The organism is Rhodococcus sp. LB1, from assembly GCF_001583455.1.
In the GTDB taxonomy this organism is placed as follows: domain Bacteria; phylum Actinomycetota; class Actinomycetes; order Mycobacteriales; family Mycobacteriaceae; genus Rhodococcus_F; species Rhodococcus_F opacus.
Map to the genome: position 1 here is coordinate 1 of NZ_LTCZ01000078.1, position 24,329 is coordinate 24,329.

Below are 24,329 nucleotides of genomic sequence, written 5' to 3' on the forward strand. Positions count from 1 at the left end.
CCGAGCCCGCCAACGCCGGATCGGAGGTCGCCTGAAACTCACTCATCCACAGGTATTGACAATATCTCGTGATGCGCACCAGGTCGGCAGTGGCTAACGATCGCGCCACGGCTGGATGCCGCTTACCGCGCTCTCTTTGGGCGCCAGCTATCGTGTTCATTGCAGAGACTCCAATCTGCTGATGGTGCCTGAACGGACCGCTAATCCGTTGAGGCTCGAGCCCCCTGGCCGCCGCTAACGGTCAGGGGGTTTCTCGTTGCAATAGGGCTCGACTCTTAGCTCCACCCCCATGTCGCTCTCGTGCGATCATATAAAAGCGATCGTTTAAAACCGATCGTATGTGCGCATCGTAACGGGAGGGCGGCACAGTGTCTACCAGTGACCACATGTGCGGCAGGATTATTTCGGTGAGTCGGCGAGTTATGCGCGGGTTTACTCCGTCCGCCCTGGTTGGCGCGCGCCGCAACGCCGGCTGGTCGCAAGCGGATTTGGCACGGCTTTCCGACGTCGGCGTCGCCACGATTAGAAGGTGGGAGAAGGGCACTGCATCGCCCCAAGTTGACGTCCTGGCGAGGGTTGCCGCTGTTCTTGAAGTTCCCATCTCCGACTTTGTGAATATCCCAGTCTCGGAGCGCTTCCCGGGCGACTGGCGGGTTCTGCTGGGGCTGACCCAACCGCAACTCGGTGCGCGTGCCGGGGTCCGTACTGCCGTGGTTGGCAGCATCGAGCGTGGGGAGACGGCATTGTCCGACAACGTTGCTGAGCGACTGTCGTCTGCGCTCGACATCTCCATTGCGGAGCTGCGGGACGCGCATCAGCGGGCGCGGAGCCGGCCGCCGGGCATGCCCGCCTGACGTCCTCGTGCGCGGTGGCGTGCCCGAACTCCGTGACACCGGTGCCTCGCCTTCTGTCGTTCATGTGAATGATCTTGAGCCTACTTTACTACTGCAAACTTGCAACAGTAAACACTTCCGTAACTACTGCAATAAGGCGACGTCAACGACATCTATACTCATGTCCAACTACCGGCGAAGCTTGAAGTTTGGAGGATGTGCGGTGAGCGAGAGTTTCGCCGAAAGGCTGCGACATCTATTCGACACGGTCCATCCGAAGGGGCGAGGCCCCTACAGCCAAGCGGAGGTTGTCGAGGCCATCCGAGCCGCCGGCGGCAATATGACGCCGGGATACATGTCGCAGTTGCTGTCCGGAAAGCGATCTTCACCGAGCTGGACCACGCTGCGAGACATATGTCGAGTCTTCGCAGTACCAATGGACTACTTCAATGACGACGATGTCTACGAGGAGATCAAGGGCTATATCGCCTACATCCAAGATCTCCGAGACGCCGAAGACCAGAATATTGCAGCACGAACGTACTTCCCGTTCCGGCGTCCCGAATAGGACTAGGTGAACAGTGTGTACGTGCCTCCAGCGATGACGGAGCCCACGAATGCACCCACGATGACCTGACCAGTCGTGTGATCACCGAGCCGCACCCGAGACCAACCGATCGTGGGCGTGCACGCTAGTGCCAGAACCCAAATCGGTGAGACAGCGAGCATGAGAATCACGGTGATGCCCGCTGAGACAGCAGTGTGCACACTGACCTTCCACCGAACGACGCTGGTAATTATCCCGATGGCCAGCAACGTCGCAAACCCTGCGGCCGTGAAGGCGATCAGTTCTGCGGGTGCATTAGCGCAGATCTGAATGACGAGACCCGCAAGCACGATTGCCAAGATAACGACAATCAGAAGGTGACGTTCGCGGTGCTCGGTCACATGGTGATCGCCGATCCGTGATCGCCAGATTTCGAACAGAATGAAGGCCATGGGGAGGCCGCCGGAAATCATGGCGACGAAGATCCCCCATGCCGTCGCCTCAAGGTACACGCCCAGGAAGAGTGACGAGACAATGTTGAGAACCCAAGGAGCTCCCACCTCAGTCAATGCTCTGGCAAGGCGATCAACACGGTCGCCGCGGGTTTGATTCTCAGTCATCGCCATCTGCGGCCACCAACTTTTCCTGTCGTGCGGTGTTGAAAGCGACGCCGAGAGTGCGCACCCACTCGACGTCTGAGGCGCCCTCCGGAGCGCCGAGAGCTTCCTGGGGCAACTCTTCCCGTGTGAAGCCGGTAAGGATCCACTCAACTATTGCAACTGGCGCTTCGTCCTCGGGAATCGGGGCGCCATGGGGGAGGCCTGCGGCTTGGGCGGCGATGCTAAGGGCGTCCATCACTTCCGTGGCGCGGTCGGCAACGCGATCCGTGGCGCTGCTACCTTTCCAGGAGGGTCGAATGACACCAGGCCAGCGCGTAGTGAGCACCCGATGGAGTTCGAAGAAATCTCGCAACGCCCGGCGGGCGGCCGTCCAGAGAGCCATCGTCGGCCACAGCACACCGATGGTGACCATGAGGACCCCGACGAGCGCAAGAACCTGAGTGATGTCGAAGACTCGGGGAGTCGGATCGATTGCACCGGTAGACGCGGCCAGAACGTATGTGATTCGCATGCCGGCGTAGACGGTGAGCAGGAAAACCCCGGGGCACAGCACCATCAAGCCACGACCCGTCGCGGTCCGCGTGTCGGCATGGCCGGCCGTCACGATGGTCACCACGATGCAGAGAAGGAACGGGTAGAGCATCGCGGTAATGCCGGCCTCCGCATATCCGGGAGTGTGGGCATACAGGTCGTCGAAGGTATATCCGTCGCGCTGTTCCGGCACTTCCGGGGCAGTCAAGAAGAAGGCCACTGACCCGCCTGCGGTGACCATTGACAGCAACGCATGAAGCCGGATGAGCTGTGCGCGACGTCGATCGGACGGAGCCATAAGGTCTGTCACGAGTATGGCTGCACCGAAGCAGATTCCGCTAAACAGGACCATTTTGACCGCGCCAGCACCATTTGAGTGACCAAGTGCGCCTCTCAGTAAGCTCTCGAAGAGCGGCAGGTTGACTGTCATGTGGGCGGCCATGCAGGTGAAGACAGTCAGAACACCGACCAGGTTCCATGTGCGAGCCCACCACCACCTACGGAACCGACTGGCTGCGGCTATCCATAGAAGGACTGCGACCGCCGCTGTTGCGGTCACCTGATCGCCTCGTCGAGGCGAGCGCGCACACCGGGATTGCGGGATGCTTGGTTACTATTCACCCGCCCAAGGAGTCTGCTCGCGAACGCCTCAGCCTCAATTTCCTCAGCGTCGTGTCCGTCACTGCACTCGCGCCGAAGCATTATCTTCGCCAATCCATGAGCCGCTGCTGGAAGAAACTCTTCCGCGAACTCGCGGGCAGGTCGGCCCCGATGCCCGAGCAGGATGTGGCCGAGTTCGTGGGCAAGCGTGCGCTCGCGGGCGTGAACCCAGTCAGCGCAGGAAACCTCGTCCCGGTCGGGATGTTGAACCCATTGGCCGAAAACGCCTAGCGGCAGGCTCTTGTTGGATTGAACGACGGTGATCGGGCGCTTCCGGTCCCGGGCTGCTGCCTCCATCAATCCTGTAAGCGTAGACGCTTCACCTGAGGTCGCTACGCGAAACAGTCGATCGACAGCCTCTGAAACACGATTCGTCATTATCAACCTCCACCCGGGACCATTGGGGCGCATATGAAGACACGTGTGCCACATCTTGACGCTGCATCTGAAGCCGCCCCGACGGGCTTCAGGGAACTCCCGGGCGGGAGCGCGGTGGCTAGATTATCAGCACCGCGGATAGCTGCAACCAGAAGGTCTCTGGGACCTCGGTACCAAGCTCTGCGCGCGTAATCGTAGTCGGCGGTGAGGTGGAGAAACCATCCTGAAGTCGTGTTTCGCTGCTGGAGAACAGAACTGCGGTACTCAAACATCGAACCTATCTAGCCGGGCGACTGGCAGGCAGATTGGCATAGCTACTCAGAGCTGGTGCCGGTTCGCCCGGCACGCGTGGTGCCCCCCAACTGCAATGCGTGCCGATTCGCAATACGGGGTGTGGCGACTGTGAGAAATTGATGCTTCGGCGAGTCGAAATCTCCGTTACCCGTTGCAGTTGAGATGCATGTAGATGTCGAGGTCGTCATACGGCGAGTTCACGATCCAGTGGGGCGGAGTGTCGTCGTCGACCTGAATTTCGACTTCTCCGACCGATGGCTTGTCCCAGGTAATGCCGAGAGGAAATTGCTTGGTGCTGCCCTTCGGTCGTGTTTTGCTGACGGCCTCGATCGCTCCCGGGGATTCGGCGAAGTCGTGTGCTGGGTAGTTGAGGCTCTCGTTCTCGATCGTGACGGTTTGGGATCCGTGGGTGAGGGTAGCGTTCCACCCGTTCGGTGCGGCGACGTCGATGGTGAGGTTGTCGCCCTCGCCGTGGCACTCGACGTCGACCTGGTCCGGGGTAGGAAGGGTCACGAGGTCGATGCCTTTGCGGTTGCCTACGCCGATGGCGATGTTGCCGTCCCACCCGTCGGATCCGCCGGACGATTCGGCGGGCGTGACGCTGCCGGGCCGAGTGTCATCGCTCGACGAGCCTGAGCATGCGGCAAGGGTCGCGGCGATCATGGCGATGAGCGCGAGCCCGGCGAGTGCACGGCTGCTGGACATTTTGGTTCCCCTCCTGTTGCCGTAGTACGGCGTTGTCGAACTCGATGCGGTGGTTGCTGCGTTCAGTACCGGATGGTGTCGATGAGCCAGTTGCCCCCTGTCTTGGTAAGCGTGACCCAGACGATGGTGTTGGGGTCAACAGGGACGGCGTTGTCCCCGGTGATTGCGGTCTGGTGGATGGTGGCGACGCGGTGGATGAGGGTGTCGGTATCGGGCGGGCAGCCGGAGCAGCCGATCAGCACGTCGGCGACGACCTTTGCGTTCGTGGTGGCCCACCGTCCCCATTGCACGCCGGGACCGCGTTCGGGCGTGACTGGAATGGCCACTTGCGCTGCGAGCCTGTCGGTCAGCCACTGTCGGGCCCGCACGAAGCCGTCGTTGGGGGACTGGTCGGTGGCCGGGTACCAGGTGAACGCGACCGACAGGGCCTGGCGGGCGACGCCTTCCGCCGCGGCGGCGTCCGGAGCCGGTGCCGCAGTGGTCGGCGGAGGTACTGGAGCGACGGTGATCGACGGTGCAGGGGCGGACGACGTCGAAGTCTCTGCAGGCAAGGTTTGCGGATCTTCTGTGTTCGGCCGGCACGCATAGACGAGGACGGCGACCAGGGCGCCGAGGATCACCACCACGGCCAGGAATCGACGCACGCTCATCTCGGTCCTCCAGTTGCGGGCAGTCCACTCATCACATCACCCTCCGTGCCTTCATCCCGCTCATCAGCGGCGCTTCCTTCACGACGTCTCCCGTGGTCGGGGCGTGGATTATGCGCCCACCACCCAGAGCGACGCCGACGTGACCCGGTCCGGAAGCGGCCCAGGATCCGAACACGAGGTCGCCCGGTTGGGCTTGGTCGATCGGGATTTCGACGCCCACAGTCCACTGCTGCTCCGAGGTCCGCGGCAGTGTGACCTCGCCGCCGCTGCCGGTGAAGATGGCGTAGCTGGTCAGTCCGGAACAGTCGAAGCCCCCGCCAGACGGTCCGCCGGTGTTACCTCCACCCCAGACATACGGGGTGCCGAGGTACTGGCGGGCGGCCGCGACGACCTGGCCGCCGTCTTTAGACCCGTTCGGGACCAAGCGGCCGGTGGAACTCAGGGACGTGTACTTAGCCTGACCGAGGAAGATCTTCGCGACGTAGTTCTGGGTCTCGGCATACGGGGGAATACCGCGGTGCGACTGCACCGCACCGAAACCGGCGTTGTACGCGGCCAGAGACAGCTCGACCGGATCTCCCGTCACGGTGCCGGCCGCGAGCGCGGCGTTGACCTGGTCGTTGAGCGCGCACATGAAGTGCCCCTGGGCCATGACGGCGTCGCCGATCGAATTGGGGTCGACCTTGCCATCGCCGTCGTAGTCCTTGCCCCAGGTCGCCCACGTTCCGGGCATGAACTGCGCAGGCCCGAGCGCACCCGACGGTGAGACCGGGGCGTTGGCGCCGTGCCGAAACTGATTCTCGGCGTAGAGCTGCGAGGACAGGATCGGGGGCCGAATGCCGGGGCAGATGCTGCCGGCCTTGCGGATCCACGGGTCGAATTCTGGCGGCACCGAGCCGGCGGCCAGCTCACCACCACCGACGGTGCCGAAGCCCGCGCAGTCGATCGGCGAAGTCGCGGCCGCGAGTTCAATGTTCTCCGAATCCGCGGCGGTACCGGTGGTCGTTGCGGCGCCGCCGAGCTTGGCCATCGGGTCGACGGCGGTGCCGCCTTGGAAGCGGCCGCCTTCCCAGTACTCGAAATGCAGGTGGGCGCCGGTGGACTCACCGTCGTTACCGATATTGGCAATGTGGTCCCCGGCCTTGACCTGCTGGCCTTCACGGGCGATCAGCCCGTCGGCGAACATGTGCCCGTACACGGTAGAGACCGGTGTGTCGCCGACGAGGGAATCGACAACGATCCAGTGCCCGAATCCCGTGGCCGTACCAGAGCGGACCACGACGCCGTCGAGGGCGGCGTAGATCGGGGTACCAATTGCGCCGGCGAAGTCGACGCCCTTGTGCTCGGTACCCCATCGTGGCCCGAAACCGGAAGTGAACGTGGTGGTCCCAGCCTTCGTGGGCGCAGTGATCGGCCCGGAGGCGCGCAGCAGGCCACCCGTGCTCGGGTCGTTGTCGGCGGAGGTGGTCTTGCACCGATCGTGAGGAATGACCGGCTGAGGTGCGCACGCCGTTGTCCCGAGGACTGTGGTGGCCGCGGCCGCAAGGAGCAGCGCGGTCCCGCGTCGGCGCAGGGTCACAGGGCCCCCGGGATCGGCGTGTCGAGGTCGGGGATCGGGATAGGTCCGGGCACCGGCACAGGTGTCGGCTCGGAGTCGGACGAAGCCGGCGGTGACGGCTCGGAATCGGACGTGGCCGATGGTGTGGGCTCCGTCGCCGAGGTTGTCGTCGACGATGCGGTGGTCGTACGCGAGGCGGGCGCGGGGTCGCTCACCAGGGACGGGGAGGTACCGAGCTTGCCGACCTCGTCGCGGTCGAGGGTGGGGAAGGGGTTCTGGACCTGCCATTTCGGCCCGTTCGGGGACTCGGCCACCTGCACGGTCACGCGCAGGTCGCCGGCCTGGGTGGGGATGGTGACCTCGGCCCGCCGATCGTCACCGGTGCCGGTGACGATCTCGCTGGTCGTGGGTCCGGTGATCGCGACGGGCACCTGGGAACGTGCGGCGACGATCGTGTCACCGGGGGTGTCGGTGGTGTATCGGCCGAGCTTGGTCCTCCACTCGGTATTCGACTGGGAGATGTCGACGTAGCTGTGCGCGTAGGCCATCGCGGTGGCCGGCGCACTCTTCGCGACCGCGGCCGCGGTCTTGCCCGCGATGGCCGACTCGGTCACCTCGACGAGGTCGTAGGTGATCTCGTCTGACGGCGCCGCGGTGGTGGTGGTCGTTGAGCCGGTCGTTGCCGCTGTGGTCGGCGTACGTGTGGGCGTGAGGGGTTCCCCGAACACGGTGCCGGCGAGGAACAGGACTCCGAGGACGGCGGCCACGCTGATCGTGAGGTTGGTGCGCGAGTACAGCACCCACCGACGGATCGGGGCGAGGACCGGGTTCCCGGCGGGGCGGGCCATCAGCTGTACCTCTCGTTCGGGTGCTTGCGCGCTTCGGGAGCCAGGGACGGCTCGTACAGGCGGGCATTCGACCGAGGCGGAGTCGCATTGCCGGAGGCCGCCGACATGGCGGGCACCCTCTCGGGTGAGACGTCCTTGCGGGTCGGGGTGAAGACCTTCGTCGGGGCGATCGCCGAACCCGCTCCGCCGTCCCAGGTCTCACTGACTCGCGGAGCGCCACCGTGGCTCGCTCCGCTCCCCGAACGGCTGGCGCCACCGCCACCGGAGCCGAGCGCACTCAGGACTGCGCTGCGGCCGCGGCCGCCGCGGGTGTGGCTGTGGCTGTTGTCCTGCTCATGGTCGTCGCCCTTGCTGCCCGCCCCGGTACGGCTCTGGCTCTGGGAATCCTTGCGTGAGTCCGCCAGCCGCTGCAGAAGGTCCATCTTCTTGCGGGCCTTGATGCGGGACTGATCAGTTTCGTGCCGGCGCCGTTGGTTGAGCTCGCGCCCCTCCGGACGGGCCGGGACTGCCGAGTTGCTGCCCGAGTCGTTCTCGTCGGTGCCGCCGTCCTTGGTCTTCTTCCGCAGCGCCCCGACGCCCTCCTCGACCATCGCGCCGGCCGGGCCGCCGACGACCGCGCTGGCGCCCTTGAAGAACTTCTGCTTCATCGAGGACTGCGCGTGACGGGCCTTGCGGTTGAGAGCGCCGGCGCGGTTCTGGGTGAAGGTCTGAGAAACCCGCTTGAACGGCCGCATGATGAACCAGCACACCAGGGTCAAGATGACCATGAACCACAGCCGCCACGACCCGTCGACCTGCCCGTTGTCGGTGACATACAACTTCACCAGGGCCATCAGGTACAGCGAGACGATGGCCGCACCGGCCACCCCCCAGATGTAGGCGCTGGCCAGCATGCGGCACACCCGCATCAACGTTCCCGCGTGCACGGCCGCGAGCGGTACCCAGATCGGTGCGAACAAGATCGCCAGGCGAATCGCGAGCAGCGCAATCAGCTTCAGCACCGATGCACCGATCCACAGGATGGACGGCATACCGACCTTGACCATCGCCATGAAGCCGATGGCGAGGCGACCGGAGTCCTTGCCCTGGAACGTGTAGTAGGACAGCCCGTACTTCTCGCTGAGTGGCTGGACGATGTTCTCGCGAAAAGCCTTCTCCTTCTGGGCCTTCAGGTCGCTCTCGACACTGGAGTCCGGTGCGTTCTGGATCTGCTGTTGTTCCTCGTAGGAGAACGCGAGCGTGTCGCGCAGCTTGGGACCGAGCTTGTTGTCGTCGTCGTGATAGTTCGGGCCGAACCAGCCCTTGCGCCAGTCGTCGAGGAAGATGTCGTCGAGCAGCACGTCCCGGGGTCCTTTGCCGCCGCTGCCGGAGACCGAGAGCATCTCGTTCTGTGTATCGGTGATCACGGCCCCGAAGGTGTCGTCGGCGAGCCGGATGGCCTGCTGGGGTGCGCCGACGAGCAGCGCGCCGAGGGCGAGAGCTGCCCCGCCGACGGCCAGGGATTTCGTGACGCCGGCCGCGTTCGATTTGAGTGCGTGCCAGAGCACGATCACGGCGGCCGCGATCAATCCGATACCGAGCCAGTCACCGTAGACGCCGAGCATGCCATTGGAGATCGAGGAGACGACCCCGTCGAACTGCTCCATTGCGGGTGCGATCCCGGCGTCCTCGGCAGCCTGACCGGTCTTGGTTTGATCATCGAGCCAGAATGCGGCCGCGGCCAGGGACTTCCCGACCCCGAGGAAGATGTTGCCCCAATTGGTGTCGGTCACCGCTCCAGGGGCGCGCACCAGATCCGCGCCGCAACCGAGATCGTAGGTGTACCACTGCAGGCCGGCCCACCCGTAGTCCGTGTATCCGGTGCCCCCGTTGCCGGGGCGGTCCGTGCTGGTCGCGTCGAAAACAGCGGGGAACGCCCCCTTCGGGTACTCCGGGGCGGGAACCTCGTCGCACGCGAAACCGCTGGCCGCCGCGACGGGGGAGTTCGGGCCGACCAGCAACGGGGCCAGCACCAGCGCCAAGACGGCCAGAAGACGCCCCAGCCGACCCGCCAGCCGCCGATTCGAGGTCATCTGATGGCTGGGGGACCGCTGCGCGTTCATGCGGCACCTCCGAGGACGTTCTTCGCGGTACTCGAGTTCAACGCGGCGAACACGTGGGACAGGTGAACGAAGTGGACCCAGCTCGACCGGACCAACTCGACGTCGTCGGCCATCCGGACCATCCACCGGCGGGCCTGATCCTGGTAGGAGGTGTCGGTGTCCTCGTCGAGGGTGTCCTCACCGCCGCTGCCGAGTTCGGCGAGGAAAGCCTCGAAACCCTGCCCGGCAGGGAGTTTGAGGAGCTTGAGCGCCCCGTCGATGGCGTGCGGGTCGCCGCCGACGTCGCCCACGAAAACCTCGTAGGTCAGGGCCGTTTTGTCGTCGGTGCCGTCGAGGCCGAGGAAGTCGTCGGGCAGCTGCGAGCACACCAGGGCGCGGACCTTGAACTTGCGTGAGTCGCGGGCGATCCGCAGGTTCAGGGTGCGGCCGGCGCCGGTGGATTCGAGGTACTTGTTCTCGTCGAGGAACAGCACCTTGCGGACGTGCCTCGGCTTTTCGTAGACCAGCCGATTCGCCAGCCACGCGGCCATGTGCATCAGCGGAGCGGTCATCCGCTGCTGCGGCGTCCACTGCGAGGAGGGAACGCCCTCCGGGGGCAGCTGCAGACCGGGCATCGTCAGGATGGTCAGCCGGATATCGGCATCGAAGTCGTCGACGCCGCTGCCAACCGTGCCGGCCTCGGGAAACAGCACCCGGGCCTCGGCGAGCCGCGACATCAACTCCAGCTGCTGATACACACCACTGGCGCAGGTGCGCACGGCCTGATCGGGATCGGTCTCACCGATCGCCTTGATGGCGTCGAGCACTTCACCCAGATTGTGGTCGCGATCCCCGCCGACCCGATTGGCGGCCAGGTGCAGCACCGATTCGGTGTGCTCGAGATGCAGATGCCGTTCGGTGAGCATCATCTTCAGCACCGACACCGCGACCTCGACCCGCTCGGCGGCCGCGGCGCGCATGTCCGCGTCGTACTTCGCCTGCGCCGCGGCGAACGGGTCCGCGGCCCGCGCGAAGTCCGTGTGGCCGGTGTCGTACTCGGGGTCGTCGCGCCGCGGGTCGATGATCACCCGGTACGGGTTGAGCGCCCCGGGGCGTGAGTCGCGGCCGGTGAGCGCGTAGACCCGGGCGATGTCCCGGAACTCGGGCAGATTAGCCAGTTCCTTCAACGGTCCAGAGGGATCGAGGACGACACCGTAGGCGCCCGCGCGCACCGCTTGGTAGACGATCATCCCGGCCAGGAACGTCTTACCCGAACCGGGCACCGCGACGATGGGGGTCAGCCCGGACTTGTGCTTGATCTCGTGCGCGGCGAAGCAATCCCAAATCACCGGGCGCGGCGCGATCGACGAGGTCTCCCCGAGTACCACTCCGCGGCGGTCACCGATCCGGTCACCGGCGGTGGCCATGCCCGCGGCGACGGCTTCGACGTCCATGTGCCGTGTGTGGGCGATGTTCGCCCGGGGCTCGCCGGGGATGAATTCGCGCAGCAGCTGGAACTGACCGTGCTCCTGCTCGAGGGCGATGTGCGGCTTGTACATCTCCCGTAGACCGGCCACCTTCTTGCGGGCCTCGTCGGGGGTCGCTCCGACGACGGCGACCCGGTACCAACCGGAGGTGCGGGTGGAGAGCCCGGAGTGGTCCTCTTCGACGTCGGAGATGACGTCCTGGACGCGGGTGTGCTGCTCGGCCAGTTCCTTCGGCGGGACCTCGTCGTGTTCGACGGTGTAGTGGTCGAATTGGTTCTCGATTTTGCCGGTGAGCGAGCGCATGGTGCGGATGGTTTGTGCCTTGTCGTGCAGCTCGATCCGATCCGACCATTCCAGCGGTTCACCGGAGGGGTCGCCGATGACCTGCCAGGGCAGCATCCGCTCCGGGATCGGGAGCGGGGCCATGCGTCCGACGGTCAGGACGATGACCGCACCGGTGTAGCGGCGGCCCTCGACGACGCCGGAGACGGTGGTGTAGCCATCGCCGGGTGTCAGGGACAGGTCGGTGAGGTCTTCGAGGGCGGCGACATCGTCCTCTTCCCAGTCGCCGGCACCGGCGGCACCGCCGCCCGCAGCGAGCGGTAGGCCGATCGTCGCCGACCGGCGCAGCAGGTAGTCGACTGCAGTCGGTGATGCTGGGGCGGCGTTGACTCCGCGGCCGGCCATGATCCGTTCGAGTTCGGCGAGATGATCGGCGAGCGCCTTCTCCTCGCGTGCGAAGGCGTCGTCGGCCCAGCCAGTGATCAGGGACGAGAGGGTGCCCAGGAGCGGCCAGTTCGCGACGTAGCCGAGGGTGTTGGCGAGGTAGTCGAGCCCGATCCCGAGCACCGACCGCTGCGGCAGTTCGATGCCCCAGTAGCGGCCCTTGATCGTCGCGTTCGACCACAGCATCGCGTGCTGCTGCCCGCGCAGGTACTCCGCCCACGACAGGGCGCCCGGGACGTCGTCGATCGGGGCAGCCCACTGGTCGTGGTCCTTGGCCCACTGCTCGACCGGGAACGGGGTGCGCACCAGTCGCCGGTGCAGTCGCTCGACACCAGCCTGCTGCAGGTTGGTCAGCACCATCGCCTCGTCCCGGATGAAGCGCCGCTGCTTGCCGGTGGTGCGGAAGTTCCACGGCCCCTGCTTCTGCACGAACCACGCCGTCGACGTGCGTGAGGTGCGGGTGATGTGACCGGAGGTCCCGGTCAGCTGCAGCCGCACCGCCTTCCGGGCACGATCGGCGCGCTTCTTCGCCGCCGCCTTCTCGCGATCGGCGGGCGTCTTCCCGCGGCGCTTGGAGCGCTTGCGCCGGCGTTCGGGCGTGCGAGTGTCTTCGGCCAGGACGGCGGGGTCCTCTGCCCGGGGATCGACCTCCTCGGGCACCTCGGTGACCGGGTGCGGAGGGAACTCCACTTCCGACCACGCCCGCGGGCCCGGTTGTGGGGCCGGCGTCTGCCGTCCCGCCGCCCATGACGGCGGCAGCGCTCCTGGCGGGATCACCGGCACCGGGTCTTCGAGTTGAGGGTCGAACAGCGATGCGATGTCGTTGTCGTCGTAGGTGGTCATCGGTGTGAGTCGGTCAGCCGGTCGGGGAGGGTGACAGTGACCGTCTCCCCGGTCTTCGGGGGCCGTGGGGCATTGAGATCGTTGAAGGCAGCCTTGAACACCGACCGCAGGGGTCGGTCCGGGGTGACGTACTTGGCGATGTGGTGGGTGACGAAGACGGTCACCAGGGCCATCGTCAGCCACGACTTGTATCCGAGCGGCAGGTGCAGAACGGCGCGGGCGATCAAGAACACCACCGCGAACACCGCTACACCGACGAGTCCGGCGGTGTACCGAATCCGCACCGGCAGGGTGTATCCCGTCGGGCCCAGATAGTGGCGGTCCACCCGATACAGCAGGTCGTCGTTGTTGATCACCTATCGCCCCTTCCTCTGTGGGAACACCTCGCGTGGTCAGGCGCCGGGGTTGAGGCCGATGAGGCCGAGGAACCAGTTGCCGACACCGGCGGCCGCCGTCTCGGAGTTGGCGATGCCGAGAAATGCCAGACCCACCACCGTCAGCCCACCGACCGTGAACACCTTCGACAGGTTTCCCTTCAGGCCACCGATCAGGACGACGCAGGCGATGACGGCCAGGATGGTGAAGACGACGTTGTCGCCGATCCAGTCTCGAAGGTTCCTGGTGTTGACGTCCGCCTCCTGGGCAAGGGTCACGACACCGGGTACGGCCGAGGGGTGAGCTGCCGTGTTTGACAAGTCGACGACGGTGGAAGCGATAGCGAACATGATGCCTCTCCAACAGGTTGCGAACCGATGCCACGAATGTGGTTGCGCGAGACCGTAGGAGAAGTGACCGAAAGTTCTCAACCAGCCTTGTGGATAACTTTGTCCCGGGCATCGACACCAGGGCCCGGGCCAGGTGGAACCGCCCGCCGGAGACCGGTCCGAAACGGACCCCACCCAGGACGTCGGCAAGGCCGGTCGGGCAACAGCCTCCGCCGAGTGGACGAGGACACCCGCACCGGGACGGCAGATTGTCACGGCTAGCCCTCGTCCTCAGAGCCCGTGTGATGGCCCGCGGCGTGCACGGTGAAACACCCCGGTGACGGCGAAGCTCTAGGGGTGCCTTCGCAGGGGTCTTCCGTGGTGCGTCGACACACGCTGCGCAGGGGTCTTGTCCGACTGTCTGTTCGGACTTCGGAAAAGGGGCTGCGCCACAAGCGCTGACGAGGTGGGGGAGACCCGGTCCGGCAGCACGGCGTGAGCTAGGCCCGGACGGGGTTCCGAGGCAGGGGATCAGCGAGCGATGCGAAGGCCTGGCTCAGAGGAGTGCAATCAGGCGGTGCTACAGGGGGTGCTTCGGACCGCTCCGAAAGAGGGGCGAAAACGCCCTCCCCTTCGGGGTCACTCCCCCCGGCCCTTCGGGCCTAGGGGGGAGTGTACCTATGGAAATCCCGCCGCGCCAACCCATTTCAGAGAGTGCAGCTCAGAGGCTGTGCGAGACGGTCGGAAGGGGCACAGGAAGCGGGGTCGATCAGCGGCTCGATGACGACGCCCAGCGACCAGCCCGGCAGCCCCAGAGGACGCCGTTTCGGGCCACCGCGCACCACCCGTGAGAGTGGTTTCCGCACCCTCGTTCGGACGCTTCGCTGACGGTCCGCGCGAGCCGTCTCGGAGGGTCCGCCACGGCCCTCGAAAAGGGGGTCGTGGACACCGTCCCCAGAGGCTCTCCGAGACCACCTCCGCATGGTCGCTTCGAGGTCCCGGACACGGGCTCCGGCGTGGATGCCTCAGAGACCCCGACACATCCAGCGCACGCACCGCAACGACCCTCCACAACGGTGCCGCAGCCAGACCCTCCGAACGGGCACAAAAAAGTTATCCACAGGGCTGGTTGAGCCAAACCGTGCAGTCCTGCCAAGGTGCACATCCACAACGCCCGACCACACAGGCACCGGGCTCGACACGACGAGAGGAGCGAGGCGATGGTGCAGCGAGATCCGCTGAAGGACTTCCTCGCCGAGCTGTTCGGTCCGGGACCGGGCAGTCGCAACGCTCGCGCTGAGCAGGCGGCCGCGGCGAAGCCCGCCGTCGCCCCCTACCGGACCTTCGCCCCCATTCCGGTAGCCGCTGCCGGCCTCGCCTTCTACGCACCCGAATTGGCGGAGACCCCCGTCGTCGAGACGGTCAACGGGATGGGCGAGATCCTCGCCGCACTCCACGAGCACACGCTGCCGCTCGCACTCCTCGGCGCGGCCTGGTCCGCAGTCGACATCGCCCGGTTCCGTGGCCACCGCCAGCGGGTGATGCTCGAGGCTCAGATCCGCCAGACCACCCGGCACCTGCCGGTCAAAGTAAGCGTGCCGTTCCCGCCCGGCATCGGCACGTTGCGGACCGCGAAGATCAAGCTGCCGCGCGGTGCGATCATCCGCCCGAAGGAGATGGACGAATTCACCGCCGCAGTCCGCGGATCGGCTGGGTCGCGCACCGGGAAGTACACCTACACCGTCCGCCACGACGCGCACCGCGACCGGATTCTGATTACCCGCAAGCTGACCGAGGCGGACACCCGCTCGGCGCGTCACAAGGCGCTTGAGCTGGCACTCAAAGATGGCCCGCTCAAGGACCCGGTCGTCACCGTCGACACCCGCGACGAGAACGGTGTCGAGACCGGCTACATGATCACCTTCACTCCCTCGCTCAACAGTGGGGCACGCGGCTTCCAGGCCAAGGTCGAGGAAGCGCTCGCCTCCCTTGCCGGTGACCACGAGTCGGGCCGTACCTGGGCCACCCAGTGGACCCCGTCCGAAGGGTTCTTGGTGATGCGGCTGCGGGCGCCGCTGCCCACCCGTGTCGATCACCCGCTCGAGTTGGTCGACGAGAACCTGCGCCACCTGCCGTACGCGACCGGGGCCGGCGACCTGAGTCTGTTCTGGGATGTCTCGACGAAGTCGAACAAGCCGCACGCGTTGATCGTCGGCCCGACCGGTGGCGGCAAGACCTCGGTGATCCGCACTCTGCTCACCGAGGCGGCTCGCCGCGGTATCCCGTTCCTCGGGGTCGATCCGAAGATGATCGAACTCGACGGTCTCGAGGGCTACCCCGGGTGTGCTGCGATCGTCTACGACTTTGTCCGCGCGGCGATGCTGGTGCGCGCCCTGCACGCGGAGATGATGGCCCGTAACCGGTACGTGCACGTGAAGAAGATCGAACCGTCCCAGCTGCCGTTGATGATCGCGGTTCTCGACGAGTTCTTCATCCTCTCCGGGAAGTGGCAGGCGCTAGCCAAGACGGGTGACGACGAAACCCGTGCACTGCTCAAAGAACTCGATCCGCTCGGCGCGTGGGCGGATCTCGCTGTCCTCGCCCGTTCGGCCGGCATCCGCCTGCTGCTCGGGGTGCAACGCCCGGACGCCTCGCTGTTTGGTGGTGCCTCCGGTAATGCCCGTGACAACTTCGGCACCCGCATGAGCCTCGGTCACCTCTCCCAGGATGGTGCGCTGATGATGTGGGGCGACTCCACGGTTGGCCGCGAGGTCGACACCTCCGTCCCCGGCCGCGGCGTGGTCACCTCACTCGACGGATCCCCGGTGGACGCGCAGATGTGGTGGACCCCGAACGTCGACCCGCACCCGAACAAATGGAACCAGCTCTCGGAGGCAGAAAAGGCGATCGTGCGAGGACTGACCCCAGTCGAGCCGCCGACGTTGCAGTTCTACTCGAAGGAACTGCGCGATTTCGTCGAATCCGAACGAGTTCTGGCACAGCGGGCGCGCGAGCGCGGGGATGTTCTCGAGCCGGTCGTGCTCGGTGACAGCCCTGCTGACGCGATCCCGGCCTCGGCCGTCACCGAGGGGATGGTCATCCTCCTCGACGACGACCAGGGCAACGAGGTTCCGGTGACCGTCGACGCGGTCACCGTCATCCGCGACAAGGACACCGGTGACGTCCTCGAAACGACGCTGTCGATCGGCACCGGCGGACGACTGAAAACCAACGTCCACTACGGCCCCACCGATGTGGTGTTCCTTCCCGAACCCGACCAGGTCCTCACGACCGTCTGACACGCCCACAGAGCCTCAACGAAAGGAATCGCAATGACCGACAAGACCGACGCCCAGGACATCTGCACAGTCCTCGGCCTCCCACGCCACGACGAAGCATCCGACACCCACCGGTATGCCCCCGGCGGTGCCTTCACCGCAGCAGTGCCAGGGATTTCCGTGGCCGGCGCAGCGGCCCTCGCCGGGGGCACGATCGGCGGCCTTCTCGGGCCGATCACCGCCCCCCGTCTCTGAACCTCACCCACCCGCTATTCATCGCACCACCCACACCAGGAGGACCCAGTCATGAGCCGCCGCATCTCCCAGTCCATCACCCCCACCACCGAGGACGTCACGATCCTGCGGGAGCCGTTCGCGACGAAGGGCGGAAACGACCCTGTGATCACCGAACTGCGCCGGGTTCTCAAGGACGCGGTGCCGACCTGGCTGCCCAAGCTCTCCGACGACCAGGAACTCACCCGCTCCCGGCTCGACGAGTTCAAGGCCGCAGTCACGTTGCGCCGCCAGATCATCGAGTTGCTCCCGGACGGTCAGGCCCGCACCGACGCACTCGCCGCACTCGACAACGCCGACAAGACCGTGGCCGAGATGGACTCCGAGCTGTCCGTCGGCGCATTCGGAGGGTGACCCCCGTGAACGCATTCACTGTCGAGATCCTCTCGGATACCACCGCGCGTATCGCGGGGACCGACGAGGAGATCGTCGCCACCGACGGGAAGCCGATCCAAAACCGCATCTACGAGTACAGCCAGGCGCGTGCGATGGAAGCGGGCGGCCCGGTGGAGGTCGCGGTGCAGCGTTCGGGACGTTCCACCCAGATCACGGTCGCACCCGACGGCACCGCGTCGCGGTCCGCCCCGACCGGCCCCATCGAACCCGTGGTGCCCACCGCGCCCGCCGCCCCGGAACCGTATGAAGACGCCGTTCCCGAGCCGGTCAGTGTCACGGTCGAGCCCATCGGCCACTCGGCTCGCCGGGCCCCCGACGAGGGCCGCCCGCGCGGCCCCGCAGCCAGCACGCCCCGCCGGGCGGTGTCGGCGCTGGTGGCGCCCGAGGTCACCCCGGGCGCCGGGGAACCCGCGCGTCTGGGGATGCGCGGCCGGCTCAACGCGGTCCTCGGTCTCAGCCTTGCTCCGAAGACAAACTCGGCCGAGATGCGGCTGCGCGCATCCGAAGCGACGATCAACAGCCCGATTCCCGACTTCTCGGTCGTGACCGTGGCCAGCTGCAAGGGCGGGGTCGGCAAGACCCCGTTTGCGGTGGCCCTGGCCCAGACGCTGGCGACCGTGCGCGGCGGCAGCACGGTCGCGTGCGCGGATCTCGCCGAGATCGGCGGCAGCCTCGCCGATCGGGTCGGTGTTCCTCCCACCGAGGGGCGCGATGTGGTCGGACTGCTGGCCGCCCACACCGATGCCGCGGCCACGATCCGGCCATCGGCACTGTCGCGATACATGACCCGCCAGCCGTCCGGTGAAGACATCGTCGCCGGCCGCCGAGGCGCGGAGTCGGGATTGAGCTACGACGACGCCGCGAAACTGGCCGACATCCTCGCCCAGCACCGCGACATCCTCGTCGCCGACACCGGCAACAACCCCCTCGCCGGCAGCTGGCAGTGGGCGATCTCGGCCGCCGACGTGCTCGTTATCCCGGCCCCGCTGCGCTTCGACGCCGCCTCGTCCGCCGAACGGTTGCTGCAGCACCTGTCCGCCGCGGGCAGCGACGTTCTCAACCGCACGATCGTCGTCGTCACCGACGGTCCGGGCGACGCGCCGATCGTCGAACACGACGCCGTCGAGGCGTTCTGCGAATACGCAGTGCCGGTGTTGCGGATGCCCTTCGAGCCGTTGTTCGCCTCCGGTGAACGCATCGTCCCCGCCAGACTCCGCCCCGCCACCACGACGTCGTTGACCGTGATCGCCGCGACCGTCGTCGAACTGATGACCGCCGCGCGCTGATCCGGCCACCCTCGCACCCGCCCGCCCAGGTCTCTCTCCGCCCCCCGAATCTCCCGTCACCCACGAAAGGCAGCAACCGAGATGAGCACTCCCGATAACCGCGCCGCACGCCGACAGATCGGACGGCACCGTAAGCACACCGCCCCGATCGGAGCCACCGCGGCGGTCGTGGCCGCCTGCATCGCCGCGGGTCTGTCCCTCGCCCCCTCGGCGAACGCTGCACCCGGTCAGGCCGGAATCACCGACAACGGGGGTCAGGCCGGCGTGACCAACGAGGGCGGCCAGGCCGGCGTCAACACCCCCACCCCCGAGCCCGCCGCGCCTGCGCAGGAAGCCGACAACGGCGGTGGCACGACCGAGGATTGGGACACCTACATCCCGATCCCGGTGGAGTACCAGAACGCTCCGACCCGTTCGGTGCCCACCTACAACGAGCCCACCTACTACTACGCCCCGGAGCCGTCGGCAGAGTCCGACGAGCAGGTGGTCCCGGAGGCGTACCGGGCACCGGAACCTGCCCCCGAGCCGGGCAAGCCCGTCGCCCCGATCCAGGCGGCCCCCGACACCTACCGCTTCGGCGCACTCAGCGGCCCGCGGCCCGACTGGCTCCCCCGGGAGGAGGCGGACAAGCTCAACAACACCTCGTCCATTCTCGAAGCTCAGGGTGCGACGTTCTTCAACTCGCTCGGCGTCGAGACGACCCGCTCGGACCGGATCGCGGCAGGCGCCACTGCCGGTGTCGTCCTCGGTGCGGCAACCGGTGCGGTCGTCGCCGGTGTGCCCGCCGCAACTCTCGGTGCCGCCGGTGGCGCGGTCATCGGCACGGTCGCAGGAGTATCGATCATGGGACCGGTCGGCGCGATTACGGTGCCCATCGTCGGCGCGGTTCCCGGCGTGGTCGCCGGCGGCGCCGCCGGTGCGGGTATCGGTGCTGCAAGTGGCGCCGCAGCCGTCGGGCTCCCGGCTGCTGTTGCCGGTGCCGCAGTCGGTGGCGCTATCGGTGGTGCCATCGGCGCCGCATACGGCGCAGGCGAGAACATGGGCGAGGCACCCGAACCCGCCCCGGCACCGGCCCCCGAGGCCCCGGCAGTCGAGTCGGCCCCGGCGCCCGCTCCCGAGCCCGCTCCGGTGATCGACCTGGAGCCGGCGGCCGCGTTCGTCGAGCAGAACACCCAGGCCGCAGCACAGTTCGCCGACACCGCCACCGCCAGCTCCACCGGCAGCGCAGTCCTCGAGCAGGCCACCGACTGGGCGGAACAGGCCGCACCGGCCGCCACCCCGGCCGTCGACCAGGTCCAGGACGCCGGGGCGCAGGCCGCCTCCTGGGTGGCCGAACAGCCCGGCGGCAGCCAGCTCCTCGAGGCCGGTGCCGACCTGCGCACCGCCATGCCGAACGAGGTCAACACGCTCCTGTCGACCTTCGAGAACGCCGCAGCCTAACCAGGAAAGGGGTGGTGGCCGTGAACCGGCCGAGCATCACACCGCGCAAGTCGACCCGGCATCCGGCAGTGATCGACACTCTCGGGGCCGCACCCACCACCACGGCGACGCCGGGCCGACGCAGCACGACCGCGTCGCCCGGCGGCCGCGCCGACCTGACCGCACCAGCGCAGCACCCGACCCCACCGAAACGAGCACGCAAGGTGGCCCTTCGGGGCGGCAAGAAAATCGCCGTCGCAGCCGCGGTGGCCATCGCCGCGGCCGGTGCCGTCGGCTGGAGCGTGCTGCAGCCCGACGAGTCCGCAACAACCACGCCAGCAGCCCCGTCGGCGGCCGCACTCGTCGAGCTGGTCACTCCCGCCCCCACGCAGACGCCCGAGGCCGCACAGAGCCCCACAGCCGCCAGTGACGTCGGCGACGAGTGCCGCACCGACCGCGGAGACCAGAAGAGCGGGGAAGGGGTGATCGCCGCGTTCGAGCACGCCTACTACGTGACCCGATCCGGGCAGGCCGCCCGCGCCCTCGCCGCGCCGGACTCGCCGCTCCCGGCACCGGAGAAGATCCAGGCCGGCATCGACACCGTCCCGATCGGAACCAACTACTGCCTGCGCACCATCACCATCTCCGGCGGCCACTACTCGGTGGTCCTCTCCGAGATGCGCCCCGGTCAACCAGCGACCCAGTTCACCCAGACCATCACCACCAAACAGATCGACGGCCGCTGGTTCGTCGACGTCATCACCTAAACACCGTCACACGCATCGAGGCGGCCGGCCGCGTGTCGGCCGCCTTCGCGATCCCGGAGAGGACCAACAGATGAGCGTGCACCGCATCCGCAGATCCGCAGCCGCCACCGCCGTGGCCGTGGGCGCGTTGGCTGCGCTGACCGCGTGCGGCGGCGACGACGGCCGCGCCGCGGCCAGTGTGTCCGCATCTCAAAGCGGCACCGTCGTCACCGATTCCAGCGACGACCTCGGCAGCATCATCATCGGCTGGGGAGAACAGCACTCCGACAACGAGATCACCACACCCAGACCCGAAGACGTCACCGCCCGATGCTTCGGCAACGGAGACGACCTGGCCGTCGAGATCAGCGCCCCCCACGGCTGGATCATCAAGACCTCACACCCGTCGCAGGTGCTGACCGTCGAGAACACCGACCAGGGCCTCTCCGGCGACATCGACACCACGAACAAGTACCTCGACAGCCTGAGATCGGTGGACTGGTCGCAGCCCGACCAACTCGACATCGCCGCCACCGCCGCGGCCCCGCAGGACTGGAACTCCCCCTACGGCACCGGCCGGGTCTACCTGTCCGTGCACATCGACTGCACCCAGTAGCGACCCCCGCCAGAACCCAGAATGACGATGAAACAAGTGGATGACCAGCAAGAACGACACGTCCCCACCCTGGCTCCGCCGGTAAATCTTCGCGATCACGCGGAAGAGCTGCTGCGCGACATTGCAGGACCACACGCGACATTGCATCAAGACCAATGGACAGCTATCGAAGCGCTCGTCGTGCACCGCAAACGTGCCCTGGTGGTGCAGCGGACAGGGTGGGGAAAGTCTGCGGTGTATTTCGTGGCCGCGAGGCTACTGCGATCGCGAAAGATGGGCCCCACGGTGATCGTGTCACCGTTGCTGGCTTTGATGCGAAACCAAGTCGGAGCAGCGCAGCGTGGGGGAGTGCTCGCGGCCACGATCAATTCCGACAACTTCAGCGAGTGGGAGAGCATCCGCACCGATATAGCCGCCGATCGGGTCGATGTGCTGTTGATCAGCCCCGAGCGCCTGATCAATCCACGCTTCCGTGAGGAGGTGTTGCCAGTCCTCGCCGCGACCGCGGGCCTGGTCGTCATCGATGAGGCGCACTGTGTCTCGGACTGGGGGCACGACTTCCGGCCCTCGTACAGGGCCATCGCCGGCCTCCTCGCTCAGCTGCCGGACGGCATTCCAGTCCTAGCGACCACCGCCACGGCCAACGACCGCGCGATTGCCGACGTTGCCGCCCAGCTCGGCGTCGGAGCCAGCGGCAGCAACGACGGCGCGATCGTCCTGCGGGGCGGTTTGGACCGGCCCTCGCTGCACCTGTCCGTAACTCACCTCGACGATCACGTCGACCGCGGCATCTGGCTGGCAGATCGGCTCGGTGACCTGCCGAGCTCGGGCATCATCTACGCCCTGACTATCGCCGCGGCCGGAGAACTGGAGTCCGCACTCTCGGAGCGCGGACACAGTGTTTGCGTCTACACCGGGAGAACCGACGCCGACAAGCGCGTAGCGCTCGAAGCGGATCTTCTGGCCAACAGAGTGAAAGCACTTGTCGCGACATCCGCATTGGGCATGGGCTTCGACAAGCCCGACCTCGGGTTTGTCATCCATGTGGGCGCACCAGCGTCTCCGATCTCGTACTACCAGCAGATCGGCCGCGCCGGCCGCGCCACGGACCGAGCGGAAGTGATCCTGCTTCCGGGCCGAGAGGACCAGGAAATCTGGGACTACTTCGGATCCCTCGCATTCCCCCGAGAAGAGGTTGTCCGGCGACTACTCGACACACTCGACAAGAAGAAGCCCCACACGATCAAGGCGCTAGCGGAGAAAACCGAACTTCATCGACGGAGGACGGAGATGGTCCTGCGCGTCCTCGAGGTAGACGGCGTAGTGCGGCGAGTACGCGGCGGGTGGATCGACACTGGAGCACGGTGGACGTACGACCGGGAACGCTACGAGGGACTCGAGGACGCTCGGAACGCCGAGCAACAGGCCATGATCGACTACCAGCACACCGATAGCTGCCGCATGGCTTTCCTTCGTCGACAACTCGACGACCCAGACCTCGACGACAACACAGAATGCGGACGGTGCGACACCTGTGCGAGGAAAAGGGCGGGGAATCAGCCGATCCCGCCTGCAGCGGAATTCCAGGACGTCCGATAACTGAGTCTGTTTCGCCAGGTAGAGACGGATCGGAACAGACACTCCGCGAGAACCTATAGCCCATATGGGCAGCTATGCCCCATATGGGCTTTCGGCGCGCCAACGCGACGCCCGAGCTCTCATTCCAGCCGATCCGCCCCCGGTCGCCGATCGACGCTCTCCCGGCGGTCAGGCTTCGAGGAACGCCGCCGACGGTGCTGCGGGTTCAGCACCCGCAGGCCCGGAACGCGGGTGAATACCAGTCGGGCCAGGGGTGAGCCCCACACCCGGTGCCGGTAGGCGCCGAACAGTTGTGCGCCGAGCCACAGCATCACACCCGCCGCTACAGCACCGAGCTGAGGAACGATGGCCGCGCCCGCCACCAGACGGTAGGTCCACATTGGCGTTATCTCTTGGGGGTCAGACCAACCCCTTGAGGATGAGGATGATGCCCGCGAACCGGGCCAGCCCGTAGAAGTGTTTCCAGACCACGGTCAGTACAAGCGCGATAAGGGCGATGGTGAGCAGCAGCGACATTTCCGTACCTCTCCTCTCGGGGCTTGCTCGAATCACGAAATACAGCTTAGCGCTGTAAGGTTGCAACTCGTGCACCGCCCGGAAGTGGGCGATGGCCATATGCGAGCAGTGTCGAATAGGGCTTTGACGTCACAGCGTAGAGCTGTAAAGTAGGCAGGCCTACCGAGGAGAATCATTCCTACCGAGGAGAACTCAGTGACCAACACGTTGACCAACCGTCACGGCGACGAGATTCGCATCGGCCAGCTCTGGGCCGACGATCCCCGCCGCACCGTCGTCCGCACCCTGCGCATCGACGGTCTCGACGACGCCGGCTCGCTCGGCGCAGTCGCGGTCTGCACCGTCGTCCAGGCACATGACACCGACACCGGTCAGGTCACCGCGCCTGGCCGCGTCGTCACCATCAACATCGACCGCCTCCACACCACCGGCGCCGGAAACGGCTACCGGCGCGCCCCGGCCAACACCGCCCCGCAGGGTTCGGCCCCGTCCGCGAACTGAGCACCCTCCCTGGGGATATGAATTCGCAGGTCAGCGGCCCGACTACATTCCAAGTTGTCAATTGACAACTTGGAATGTAGTCTTTAGTTGTCAAACAGAAACGGAGGTGACAGGATTGGACAAGGACACCAAAGCGGTCCTCAAGGCCCTGAAGGAAGCGGGATTCGAAATTCGTAAGTCGAAGAACGGCCACCCGATGGTCTACAAGGACGA

The 24,329-nt window shown here is 66.4% G+C and carries 24 protein-coding genes; 12 read left to right on the top strand and 12 right to left on the bottom strand.

Features of this window, described 5'->3' with window-relative positions; genetic code table 11:
- Nucleotides 1-386 precede the first annotated feature (386 nt).
- Nucleotides 387-854 (top strand): helix-turn-helix domain-containing protein, encoded by a 468-nt coding sequence (locus AZG88_RS14095; RefSeq protein ID WP_020476731.1) that lies wholly within the window; start codon nt 387-389, stop codon nt 852-854.
- A 202-nt stretch (nt 855-1,056) separates the two neighbouring features.
- Entirely contained in the window at nt 1,057-1,401 is a 345-nt protein-coding gene (locus AZG88_RS14100; RefSeq protein WP_011599406.1) for a helix-turn-helix domain-containing protein, read from the top strand.
- A gap of 2 nt (nt 1,402-1,403) precedes the next feature.
- On the opposite strand, the gene AZG88_RS14105 is transcribed toward AZG88_RS14100, so the two are convergent.
- A complete protein-coding gene (locus AZG88_RS14105) occupies nt 1,404-2,006 on the bottom strand; it encodes a hypothetical protein (RefSeq protein WP_231913990.1) in 603 nt (200 codons plus the stop codon).
- Nucleotides 1,993-2,961 carry a hypothetical protein gene (locus tag AZG88_RS14110; protein WP_231913991.1) on the bottom strand — a complete coding sequence of 323 codons (969 nt, stop codon included), beginning with the start codon at nt 2,959-2,961 and terminating at the stop codon, nt 1,993-1,995. Before AZG88_RS14110 ends, AZG88_RS14105 begins: the two co-directional genes overlap by 14 nt.
- A gap of 47 nt (nt 2,962-3,008) precedes the next feature.
- On the opposite strand from AZG88_RS14110, the gene AZG88_RS52570 reads away from it, so the two are divergent.
- Entirely contained in the window at nt 3,009-3,422 is a 414-nt protein-coding gene (locus AZG88_RS52570) for a hypothetical protein (RefSeq protein ID WP_061698040.1), read from the top strand.
- Between the two features lie 585 nt (nt 3,423-4,007).
- Here the strand turns inward: AZG88_RS52570 and AZG88_RS14120 are convergent.
- The 8 genes from AZG88_RS14120 to AZG88_RS14155 form a co-directional block, all read right to left on the bottom strand.
- Entirely contained in the window at nt 4,008-4,568 is a 561-nt protein-coding gene (locus tag AZG88_RS14120; RefSeq protein WP_061698041.1) for a hypothetical protein, read from the bottom strand.
- A 62-nt stretch (nt 4,569-4,630) separates the two neighbouring features.
- Nucleotides 4,631-5,218: a hypothetical protein gene (locus AZG88_RS14125; RefSeq protein ID WP_061698042.1), complete on the bottom strand. Its 588-nt coding sequence runs from the start codon at nt 5,216-5,218 to the stop codon at nt 4,631-4,633.
- 31 nt (nt 5,219-5,249) lie between these two features.
- Entirely contained in the window at nt 5,250-6,797 is a 1,548-nt protein-coding gene (locus tag AZG88_RS14130) for a peptidoglycan DD-metalloendopeptidase family protein (RefSeq protein ID WP_061698043.1), read from the bottom strand.
- Complete coding sequence (locus tag AZG88_RS14135) at nt 6,794-7,624, bottom strand: hypothetical protein (protein ID WP_061698044.1); 831 nt, start codon at nt 7,622-7,624, stop codon at nt 6,794-6,796. Before AZG88_RS14135 ends, AZG88_RS14130 begins: the two co-directional genes overlap by 4 nt.
- Complete coding sequence (locus AZG88_RS14140) at nt 7,624-9,726, bottom strand: hypothetical protein (RefSeq protein WP_231913993.1); 2,103 nt, start codon at nt 9,724-9,726, stop codon at nt 7,624-7,626. The genes AZG88_RS14135 and AZG88_RS14140 overlap by 1 nt, the downstream gene beginning before the upstream one ends.
- Nucleotides 9,723-12,761: an ATP-binding protein gene (locus AZG88_RS14145; RefSeq protein WP_061698045.1), complete on the bottom strand. Its 3,039-nt coding sequence runs from the start codon at nt 12,759-12,761 to the stop codon at nt 9,723-9,725. Before AZG88_RS14145 ends, AZG88_RS14140 begins: the two co-directional genes overlap by 4 nt.
- Nucleotides 12,758-13,117: a hypothetical protein gene (locus AZG88_RS14150; protein WP_061698046.1), complete on the bottom strand. Its 360-nt coding sequence runs from the start codon at nt 13,115-13,117 to the stop codon at nt 12,758-12,760. Before AZG88_RS14150 ends, AZG88_RS14145 begins: the two co-directional genes overlap by 4 nt.
- Before the next feature lie 36 nt (nt 13,118-13,153).
- Nucleotides 13,154-13,486, bottom strand: a complete 333-nt coding sequence (locus AZG88_RS14155; RefSeq protein ID WP_054248314.1) for a hypothetical protein — start codon at nt 13,484-13,486, stop codon at nt 13,154-13,156.
- A gap of 1,199 nt (nt 13,487-14,685) precedes the next feature.
- On the opposite strand from AZG88_RS14155, the gene AZG88_RS14160 reads away from it, so the two are divergent.
- The 8 genes from AZG88_RS14160 to AZG88_RS14195 all read left to right on the top strand — a co-directional run bounded on the left by AZG88_RS14160 (nt 14,686) and on the right by AZG88_RS14195 (nt 23,099).
- A complete protein-coding gene (locus AZG88_RS14160; protein WP_061698047.1) occupies nt 14,686-16,764 on the top strand; it encodes an FtsK/SpoIIIE domain-containing protein in 2,079 nt (692 codons plus the stop codon).
- A 33-nt stretch (nt 16,765-16,797) separates the two neighbouring features.
- Complete coding sequence (locus AZG88_RS14165; protein WP_054248316.1) at nt 16,798-16,998, top strand: hypothetical protein; 201 nt, start codon at nt 16,798-16,800, stop codon at nt 16,996-16,998.
- A gap of 51 nt (nt 16,999-17,049) precedes the next feature.
- Nucleotides 17,050-17,391 carry a hypothetical protein gene (locus tag AZG88_RS14170; protein ID WP_061698048.1) on the top strand — a complete coding sequence of 114 codons (342 nt, stop codon included), beginning with the start codon at nt 17,050-17,052 and terminating at the stop codon, nt 17,389-17,391.
- Between the two features lie 5 nt (nt 17,392-17,396).
- Nucleotides 17,397-18,719, top strand: coding sequence for a ParA family protein (locus AZG88_RS14175; protein ID WP_061698057.1), 1,323 nt, complete (start codon nt 17,397-17,399; stop codon nt 18,717-18,719).
- Between the two features lie 81 nt (nt 18,720-18,800).
- A complete protein-coding gene (locus tag AZG88_RS52575) occupies nt 18,801-20,159 on the top strand; it encodes a hypothetical protein (protein WP_061698049.1) in 1,359 nt (452 codons plus the stop codon).
- A 20-nt stretch (nt 20,160-20,179) separates the two neighbouring features.
- Nucleotides 20,180-20,905 carry a hypothetical protein gene (locus AZG88_RS14185; RefSeq protein ID WP_331712264.1) on the top strand — a complete coding sequence of 242 codons (726 nt, stop codon included), beginning with the start codon at nt 20,180-20,182 and terminating at the stop codon, nt 20,903-20,905.
- 70 nt (nt 20,906-20,975) lie between these two features.
- Nucleotides 20,976-21,500 carry a hypothetical protein gene (locus AZG88_RS14190; RefSeq protein WP_061698050.1) on the top strand — a complete coding sequence of 175 codons (525 nt, stop codon included), beginning with the start codon at nt 20,976-20,978 and terminating at the stop codon, nt 21,498-21,500.
- Between the two features lie 27 nt (nt 21,501-21,527).
- Nucleotides 21,528-23,099 (top strand): DEAD/DEAH box helicase, encoded by a 1,572-nt coding sequence (locus tag AZG88_RS14195; RefSeq protein WP_082833308.1) that lies wholly within the window; start codon nt 21,528-21,530, stop codon nt 23,097-23,099.
- A gap of 119 nt (nt 23,100-23,218) precedes the next feature.
- Here the strand turns inward: AZG88_RS14195 and AZG88_RS14200 are convergent, their stop codons facing one another.
- Nucleotides 23,219-23,479 carry a hypothetical protein gene (locus AZG88_RS14200; RefSeq protein ID WP_061698052.1) on the bottom strand — a complete coding sequence of 87 codons (261 nt, stop codon included), beginning with the start codon at nt 23,477-23,479 and terminating at the stop codon, nt 23,219-23,221.
- Nucleotides 23,480-23,498: 19 nt separating this feature from the next.
- On the bottom strand, nt 23,499-23,714 hold the full coding sequence (locus AZG88_RS53595) for a hypothetical protein (protein ID WP_061698053.1): 216 nt from the start codon (nt 23,712-23,714) through the stop codon (nt 23,499-23,501).
- Nucleotides 23,715-23,810: 96 nt separating this feature from the next.
- On the opposite strand from AZG88_RS53595, the gene AZG88_RS14210 reads away from it, so the two are divergent.
- On the top strand, nt 23,811-24,116 hold the full coding sequence (locus tag AZG88_RS14210; RefSeq protein ID WP_061698054.1) for a hypothetical protein: 306 nt from the start codon (nt 23,811-23,813) through the stop codon (nt 24,114-24,116).
- Nucleotides 24,117-24,329 lie beyond the last annotated feature (213 nt).

Coding starts and splice junctions, on each gene's coding strand:
- AZG88_RS14095 (WP_020476731.1), top strand. CDS start 387: ATGTGCGGCAGGATTATTTCGGTGAGTCGGCGAGTTATGCGCGGGTTT.
- AZG88_RS14105 (WP_231913990.1), bottom strand. CDS start 2,006: ATGGCGATGACTGAGAATCAAACCCGCGGCGACCGTGTTGATCGCCTT.
- AZG88_RS14110 (WP_231913991.1), bottom strand. CDS start 2,961: ATGACAGTCAACCTGCCGCTCTTCGAGAGCTTACTGAGAGGCGCACTT.
- AZG88_RS52570 (WP_061698040.1), top strand. CDS start 3,009: ATGTGCGAGCCCACCACCACCTACGGAACCGACTGGCTGCGGCTATCC.
- AZG88_RS14120 (WP_061698041.1), bottom strand. CDS start 4,568: ATGTCCAGCAGCCGTGCACTCGCCGGGCTCGCGCTCATCGCCATGATC.
- AZG88_RS14125 (WP_061698042.1), bottom strand. CDS start 5,218: ATGAGCGTGCGTCGATTCCTGGCCGTGGTGGTGATCCTCGGCGCCCTG.
- AZG88_RS14135 (WP_061698044.1), bottom strand. CDS start 7,624: ATGGCCCGCCCCGCCGGGAACCCGGTCCTCGCCCCGATCCGTCGGTGG.
- AZG88_RS14140 (WP_231913993.1), bottom strand. CDS start 9,726: ATGAACGCGCAGCGGTCCCCCAGCCATCAGATGACCTCGAATCGGCGG.
- AZG88_RS14145 (WP_061698045.1), bottom strand. CDS start 12,761: ATGACCACCTACGACGACAACGACATCGCATCGCTGTTCGACCCTCAA.
- AZG88_RS14155 (WP_054248314.1), bottom strand. CDS start 13,486: ATGTTCGCTATCGCTTCCACCGTCGTCGACTTGTCAAACACGGCAGCT.
- AZG88_RS14160 (WP_061698047.1), top strand. CDS start 14,686: ATGGTGCAGCGAGATCCGCTGAAGGACTTCCTCGCCGAGCTGTTCGGT.
- AZG88_RS14165 (WP_054248316.1), top strand. CDS start 16,798: ATGACCGACAAGACCGACGCCCAGGACATCTGCACAGTCCTCGGCCTC.
- AZG88_RS14170 (WP_061698048.1), top strand. CDS start 17,050: ATGAGCCGCCGCATCTCCCAGTCCATCACCCCCACCACCGAGGACGTC.
- AZG88_RS52575 (WP_061698049.1), top strand. CDS start 18,801: ATGAGCACTCCCGATAACCGCGCCGCACGCCGACAGATCGGACGGCAC.
- AZG88_RS14190 (WP_061698050.1), top strand. CDS start 20,976: ATGAGCGTGCACCGCATCCGCAGATCCGCAGCCGCCACCGCCGTGGCC.
- AZG88_RS14195 (WP_082833308.1), top strand. CDS start 21,528: ATGAAACAAGTGGATGACCAGCAAGAACGACACGTCCCCACCCTGGCT.
- AZG88_RS14200 (WP_061698052.1), bottom strand. CDS start 23,479: ATGTGGACCTACCGTCTGGTGGCGGGCGCGGCCATCGTTCCTCAGCTC.
- AZG88_RS53595 (WP_061698053.1), bottom strand. CDS start 23,714: ATGGCCATCGCCCACTTCCGGGCGGTGCACGAGTTGCAACCTTACAGC.